Origin of the sequence: Halobellus captivus (genome assembly GCF_003697845.1) — an archaeon.
In the GTDB taxonomy this organism is placed as follows: Archaea; Halobacteriota; Halobacteria; order Halobacteriales; family Haloferacaceae; genus Halorubrum; species Halorubrum glutamatedens.
This window is the reverse complement of sequence record NZ_RDQE01000006.1, coordinates 230,761-237,192: the sequence shown is the minus strand read 5'-3', so window position 1 is coordinate 237,192 and position 6,432 is coordinate 230,761. Positions and strand designations below refer to the sequence as shown.

Here is a 6,432-nt window from a genome sequence, read left to right as displayed (position 1 = left end):
TTCACTCGCTCTCTGTGGTGCTTACGTCGCCTCCGGCGTCCTCGCAACTGCCCCTTTGAGTCCTACCCGACCGCAACCGCACCTCACACCTCCCCAACCTCGTCGGACTCCTCGTGCCCTCCCGGGCACTCGGAGGCGCGCCACCACGATACGGATCGCCCGTTTCTTCGCCTGTACGGAGCGATTCGTGAATACCCGGAAGTAAGCATCCGCGAGCAGCGAGGCGCGGAGCGCCTCTGGCAGCCGGCGGCAATGCCGCCGGCGACGAAGCGAGCGGTTCACCGACTGAGCCGTCTCTGACGGCTCAGTCGGCTTTTTCCCTCCAGGGTTTTCGAGGAGCGGTTCCCGAAGCGAACGCAGTGAGCGAGGGTATCCGACGAGAAAAAGGTGGAAGTGAACCCGACGAGAAAAAGGTGGAGTTCAGTCGGTCCACTCGACGGCCGGGGAGAGGTCGAGCGGCACCGACCCCTTCCGGTAGGCCTCGACCCGGCCGTCGGGGCGGGCGCGGAGGACGACCGCGGGCCGGTGGCGGACGTCCGGGCGTGCGGCGCGGACCGCGGACCAGTCGTCGTCGGGGAACGACGAGCAGTCGACGAACAGCGTCGCGCCGCCGCCGTGTGCCTCCAGCTGGCCGCTGGTCTTGGTCTCGACGGTGTCGCGGACGGCGGCGACGGGATCGCTCGCCGAGCGGGTCGCGACCGGCTGCGGTCGAGTGACCTCGACGAGCGAGGCGGTTCCCGTGTCGGGATCGGTCGCGCGGAAGTCGAGCGAGTGGCCCGTCGTCACCTCGATCTCGGGCGTGAGCTCGTAGCCGGCCTCGGAGATGAGCTTCGCGGCCGTGAACTCCGCGACGGTCGCGCTCATGCGAACGAGGTCCATCGAGGTCGACGTGCCGAGCTTGCCCGCCATCGTCTCGCGGTACTCGTCGAGGATCCCCGGTCGGAGCAGGTCTTCGACGTAGCCGGTCCCCTCCTCGCGGGTCGCGTCGGGGAAGCCGGCGGCGTGTTCGCTGAAGAACGCCCGGGTCGTCTCCGCGCCGTCCTTCGAGCAGAACACCGGCAGGAAGAACCACGAGACGTGCGGGTAGTCGGCGAGCCACGGCTCGTCGTCGTGGAGGCCGGCGAGCAGCTCGCGTTGCGCCCACCGCGAGACGGGATACGGGACCTCGTCGAAGCCGTACTTCTCGGTCCGCCAGAGGTCGCTCGGCGTCTCCGTGTTGCCGAGCCAGTAGCCGACCGGCCCGCCGTTCGCGCCCGCGGGCGGGTCGACGTCGTCGTCGGTCCAACAGAACAGCGCCCACGAGCCGTCGTCCATGTCGAACCGCCGGGCCGCGTACCGGTCGGGCGGTTTGAACCACGGGTCGCTGGCGGTCGCGCCGAGGTTCTCGTCGAGCGGGCGTTCGATCCGCGAACGAACCCGGTTTCCGTCCCACCGGCCGGGTGCGCGCCTGAATCGGAGCGGTTGTGCCACGTTCTCGCTACCGTGTGGCTCGGCTAAGGGTTTCCGGTGGGCCGATTGAAACCGTGAAGATTAGTCGACATGGTGACAGAAACATGAAACGGATGTGGATCCGCCGACAGGTATATGTACGGGAGTTGCTAAGTGAAGGCGTACCATGTCAATGGGTGCCTACGATGAGGCGGAACACGAGCGTCGTGAGCAGAAGACGAGCGCGGTTGACGCCGATTTCGATGCCGAGCGACCGGAGTATTCGGGCTCGCTCACGTACGACTCCGGCGACTCCGCGGAGGCACTCCTCGACAAGTTCCAGGAGATGAAGGGAGAGTAACGGGGGCAGAGGGTTTTCCGGAGGTTCGCTCGGCGGTTAGCTCCCGGTGAGGAGGACCGCCGCGGAACAGACGAGCGCGACGGCGAGGACGTGGCCGACGACCGCGCCGAGCAGGATCGGTTCCTCGAGGAGGAACGGAACCAGTCCCAGCTGTGTCGCCGAAAAGGCGACGTTCTCCGCGTCGAGACGGCGAGCGATCGCGGCGTCCTCCGCGGACAGTTCGACGTGGACGGCCCGCCAGAGCGCGACGACCGCGCTCCACCAGGAGGTGCCGATCCGATAGGTGAGGTCCCAGAGGACGAGCAGGGTGACGTACACGACCGGTGCGGGCGGACGCACGCCGAACAGCCGTTCGAGCAGCGCACCGTCCCAGACGAAGAGGTACGTCACGAGCGCGATGAACGCGAGCACGCCCAACACGATCTCGATGCTCGACCCGAACAGCAACCGCTTGTGCTCCGCCGGCGTCGACAGCAGCCGGTTCGTCGCGCCGAGCCGGTGCATCTCGACGCTGCCGATCGCCGCCACGAACACCGCGACCGTCCCGGCGATGACCGCGTTCCACAGCCCGTAGTACCAGCCGAGAACGAGGACGGCCGCCTCGAAGAGGGCGAACTGGACGGCGACGGCGGCCCGTCGCGAGATCGAGATCCCGGGAATTCCGCCGACGAGGCTCTCGTACACCCACGTCTCTCCGTAGTGCCGACTCACGGGGACGCCCCCGTCCCGGGGACGACGGCTCCCCCCGCATCGTCCGCCCCGTCGAGCGCGCGGGCGACGGCGAGGTCGAACGGGATCAGTTCGACGGGGACCAGCTCGCGGATCCGGTCGTCCTCGACGACGACCGTGTTGCGGAGCCCCTCGACGAGCGAGCGGGCGAGATACGGGTCCACGTCGGTGACGAGCCGGAGCCACCGGGCGGACAATCCCGGACTCAACACGGGCATCCGAACGATCCGGAGACCGTGACCGAACTGCCGCCGGGTCCGCCGGAGGATCTCCGCGTACGTCAGCACCTCCGGACCGCCTATCTCGTAGGTTTCACCGGCCGTTTCGGGAACTTCGAGCGTTCCCGCGAGGTACGCCACCACGTCGTCGATCGCGATCGGCTGACAGGGCGTGTCGACCCACTTGGGCGTGACCATCACCGGGAGCCGGTCCGCGAGCCCGCGGATCACCTCGAAGCTGGCGCTGCCCGCGCCGATCACGATCGCGGCCCGCAGCGTCGTCAGCGCGTACGACCCCTCCGCGAGGACGCGCTCGACCTCGCGGCGCGACCGGAGGTGTTCGGAGAGGCCGTCACGGTCCTCGCCGAGTCCGCCGAGGTAGACGACCCGGGAGACGTCGGCAGCGGACGCCGCCTCGGCGAAGTTGCGCGCGCAGTTCCGGTCGCGCTCCTCGTAGCCGGGACCGCCGTCCATCGAGTGGACGAGGTAGTAGGCGGCGTCGACGGGCTCGCCGTCGACCCGGAACGCCGGCGGGAGAGTCTCCGGCTCCAGCAGGTCCCCTTCGACGACGTTGACGCCCTCCGGCGGGGCGTAACCGTCGGCGTCACGGACGAGCGTGACGACCTCATGGCCGCGGTCGAGCAGCGCCGGGACGAGCCGGCGTCCGACGAACCCGGTCGCGCCGGTGACGAGAACGCGCATACCGATCGGAGGGCCGCCGCGACCATAAGCCCCCGTACGCGTCGAAATGACCGGAGCGGCTCGGGAGCCGTCGACGGGAACGACGACAACCGATCCGTAAAAGGTCCTGGCCGTCGGCGGATGGGTATGAACGCTGGCGAGTTCGAGCCGGTACGCGGCGTGCCGGACCTCTACGTCCACGACACGGGGATGTTCGACACCGACGAGTACGGGTCGGTGTACGTGTACGATGCCGAGCGCCCCGCCGTGATCGACACCGGTACCGGCGCGAACCGCGAGGCGCTGTTCGAGACGATCGATTCGGTCGGGATCGACCGAGGGGATCTCGCGTGGATCCTCCCGACGCACGCACACCTCGACCACGCCGGCGGGGCGGGACATCTGGCGGCGCGGTACCCGAACGCCGAGGTCGCTCTCCCCGAGCGGGGGGTGCGACACCTCGTCGATCCGGAGGCGCTCGTCGCCGGGACCAAGTCCGCGGTGGGCGACCAGTGGCGGTACTACGACGAGCCAGAACCCGTCCCCGAGGACCGGATCCGGGGGCTCGCGGGCGGCGACCGGATCGATCTGGGCGACCGCGAGCTCGTCGCTCGCGACGCGCCGGGACACGCACCCCACCACGCGGTATACCACGTCCCCGAGTCGGGCGTCGTCTTCACCGCCGACGCCGCCGGGATCTACGTGCCCGAGGTCGACGGGATCCAGCCGACCACGCCGCCGCCGCAGTTCGACCTGGACCAGTGCCTCCGCGATCTGGGACTGATAGCCGACCTCGATCCGGCGTACCTCTGTTTCGGTCACTTCGGCCCCCGCGAATACGATCCCGAACTGATCGGGGAGGCGAAGCGGACGTACGTCGAGTGGGTGGAGGCGGTTCGGGCGAAACGCGAGGAACTCGACGACGAGGCAGTGGTCGACCACTTCGAGGAGACGAGCGCCGACGTGGAGTTCTGGAACCCCGAACGTGCCCGCGCCAACGCTGGCCTGAACGCGCGGGGAGTCCTGACCTACCTCGACGGATAGAAACCGCCCTTCGAGGTAGAAACGCCCTAAACCCCGTGCCGCCTAGAGGGGCCTAACTGATGGGCATCTTCGATACGATCCGCGCCGTGCTCGGGACCAGCGCCGAGACGGACGCGACCCGCGAGGCCGATCCCGAGGACCTCTTCGGGATGTCGACGGCGTACGTGACGATGGAGGCGGACCTCGGCTACGACCACGCCGGCGAGGCCGCGCTGTGTTTCTCCGGGGTCGACAGCACCCGCTTCGACGACGCCGTCTCGATGGTCGAGGAGATCCTCGCGGCCGGCGAGATCGAGACCGGGACGGGCTTTCACCGTCACGAGGACGACCACGGCTACCACTGGTTCGTCCTCGAGGACGACGACCCCGAGGACCTCGTGACGAGCGTCCACTTCGCGGCCGACCAGTTCATGGAGGAGGGGTTCGGCTCGCGGCTCCTCGCGGCCGTCTTCGGATTCGAGCGGGACGACGGCCCGGCGTACTGGATCTACTCGTTCCGACGCGGAGCGTACTACCCGTTCGCGCCGGACGGGACGAGTGACCGGAACCAACGCGTCGAGTTCAAGCTCCGGTCGGTCCTCGACGGGGAACTGGGGCTCGAGGACGACGAGTCCTACTGGTACCCACTCTGGCCCGACGCTCCCGGGCGACACCCCTGGGAGTGATCGGATGGAGGAAGACGGACACCGGGCGGGCCACTCCGAGCGTTCGACGGGAAACGGCCGCAAGCGGATCTTCCGGATCGTGGCCGTCCAGGCGGCGGTCGTGAGCGCGGCGGCCCACCTGCTGTGGGCGTGGCCGCGGTTGTCCGGCCCGGCCGACCCACGACCGTACGTCTTCGTCCTCGCGGCCGCCTTCACCGCGGTCGTCGCGGCTGCGACGCTGCGAGCGGACGAGTACCGACGGCTGTACGCGCTCGGCGCGGGTACGCTCGCCGCGTTCCTCGTCGGCTACGTCGCCTGGCACGGCGGGGCGACGATCGAGTCGCTCTCTGCCGACCCGCTGGCGATCGTCGGGAAGACGGCCGAGACCGTCGGCGTGGTCGCGTTCCTCGCGCTCTACCGGCTCGCGCCGCCGACGAGCGTCGTCGTGGCGCGTCGAACGGAGGACGGACCGGACGACGACTGACCGACACGCCTTATTAGCCGAGCCCCGGATCGACGGCTAGTGAGCGACACCTATCGTACGGTCGCGGGGCGTGCGACGGCGACGTTCGAGGTCCGCGGCTCGGAGTTCCTCGGCCACGTCGCGCCCGCCGACGACGTCGAGGAGGCGGAGGCGTTCATCGAGGCCGTCAGGGCCGAGTACGCGGACGCGACTCACAACGTTCCGGCCTACCGGGTGCCCACGGCCGAGCCGTCCGAGCGGACGCCCGGGACGAGCGTGATGCTCCGGGAGTACGGCGACGACGACGGCGAACCGAGCGGCTCGGCGGGAAAGCCGGCGCTGAACGTCCTCCAGAAGCGGGACGTTCGGAACGTCGTTAGCGTGGTCACGCGGTACTACGGCGGGACGAACCTCGGGGTGGGCGGGCTCGCCCGCGCGTACTCTCGGGCAGTCAAGGACGCGGTCGACGAGGCGGGCGTCGTCGAGGAGCGGCCGCACCGCCGGCTGGTCGTGGCGACCGACTACGACGACTCCGGAACGGTCCGGGGCGTGATCGAGTCCACGGGCGTCGACTTCGACGCCGACTACGACGAGCGGGTCCGCTTCGAGCTGCGCGTGCCGGTAGCGGACATCGAGGCGCTACGCGAACGCCTCAACGACGCGACGAGTGGACGCGTCGAGATCGACCGGTGAGCGACGAGGGACCGTCGATCGAGACGGGAGGAGAACGTCGGTCCGGACGGCGGAACGGGATGGTGAACGGGCGAGGCGGGGCGTTGGATCGAGATGATCGACGGGCGACACGGACCGTCGAAACGGAATGGCGAGCAGGCGACGCGGGTCGTCGGATCGGAATGAGGCGGA

General features: G+C 69.3%; 8 protein-coding genes. 5 read left to right on the top strand and 3 right to left on the bottom strand.

Annotated features, from left to right (window positions below):
- Window positions 1-420: 420 nt before the first annotated feature.
- Entirely contained in the window at window positions 421-1,470 is a 1,050-nt protein-coding gene (locus EAO78_RS09270) for a DUF5784 family protein (protein ID WP_122105555.1), read from the bottom strand.
- 151 nt (window positions 1,471-1,621) lie between these two features.
- Here EAO78_RS09270 and EAO78_RS17880 point away from each other — a divergent pair, with 151 nt between their 5' ends.
- Entirely contained in the window at window positions 1,622-1,789 is a 168-nt protein-coding gene (locus EAO78_RS17880) for a DUF5786 family protein (RefSeq protein WP_221929814.1), read from the top strand.
- A 36-nt stretch (window positions 1,790-1,825) separates the two neighbouring features.
- Here the strand turns inward: EAO78_RS17880 and EAO78_RS09265 are convergent, their stop codons facing one another.
- A complete protein-coding gene (locus EAO78_RS09265) occupies window positions 1,826-2,500 on the bottom strand; it encodes a DUF7530 family protein (protein WP_122105554.1) in 675 nt (224 codons plus the stop codon).
- Entirely contained in the window at window positions 2,497-3,438 is a 942-nt protein-coding gene (locus tag EAO78_RS09260) for an NAD(P)H-binding protein (protein ID WP_122105553.1), read from the bottom strand. Before EAO78_RS09260 ends, EAO78_RS09265 begins: the two co-directional genes overlap by 4 nt.
- Before the next feature lie 126 nt (window positions 3,439-3,564).
- Here EAO78_RS09260 and EAO78_RS09255 point away from each other — a divergent pair, with 126 nt between their 5' ends.
- The 4 genes from EAO78_RS09255 to EAO78_RS09240 are packed head-to-tail and all read left to right on the top strand — an operon-like array spanning window position 3,565 to window position 6,261.
- The gene (locus EAO78_RS09255) at window positions 3,565-4,461 is read left to right on the top strand and encodes an MBL fold metallo-hydrolase (RefSeq protein WP_122105570.1); all 897 of its coding nucleotides are present in this window, start codon (window positions 3,565-3,567) and stop codon (window positions 4,459-4,461) included.
- 59 nt (window positions 4,462-4,520) lie between these two features.
- Window positions 4,521-5,126 (top strand): PspA-associated protein PspAB, encoded by a 606-nt coding sequence (gene pspAB, locus EAO78_RS09250; RefSeq protein ID WP_122105552.1) that lies wholly within the window; start codon window positions 4,521-4,523, stop codon window positions 5,124-5,126.
- Window positions 5,127-5,130: 4 nt separating this feature from the next.
- Window positions 5,131-5,589, top strand: a complete 459-nt coding sequence (locus tag EAO78_RS09245; protein WP_122105551.1) for a hypothetical protein — start codon at window positions 5,131-5,133, stop codon at window positions 5,587-5,589.
- Window positions 5,590-5,628: 39 nt separating this feature from the next.
- On the top strand, window positions 5,629-6,261 hold the full coding sequence (locus EAO78_RS09240) for an IMPACT family protein (RefSeq protein ID WP_122105550.1): 633 nt from the start codon (window positions 5,629-5,631) through the stop codon (window positions 6,259-6,261).
- The last annotated feature ends 171 nt before the right edge of the window (window positions 6,262-6,432 follow it).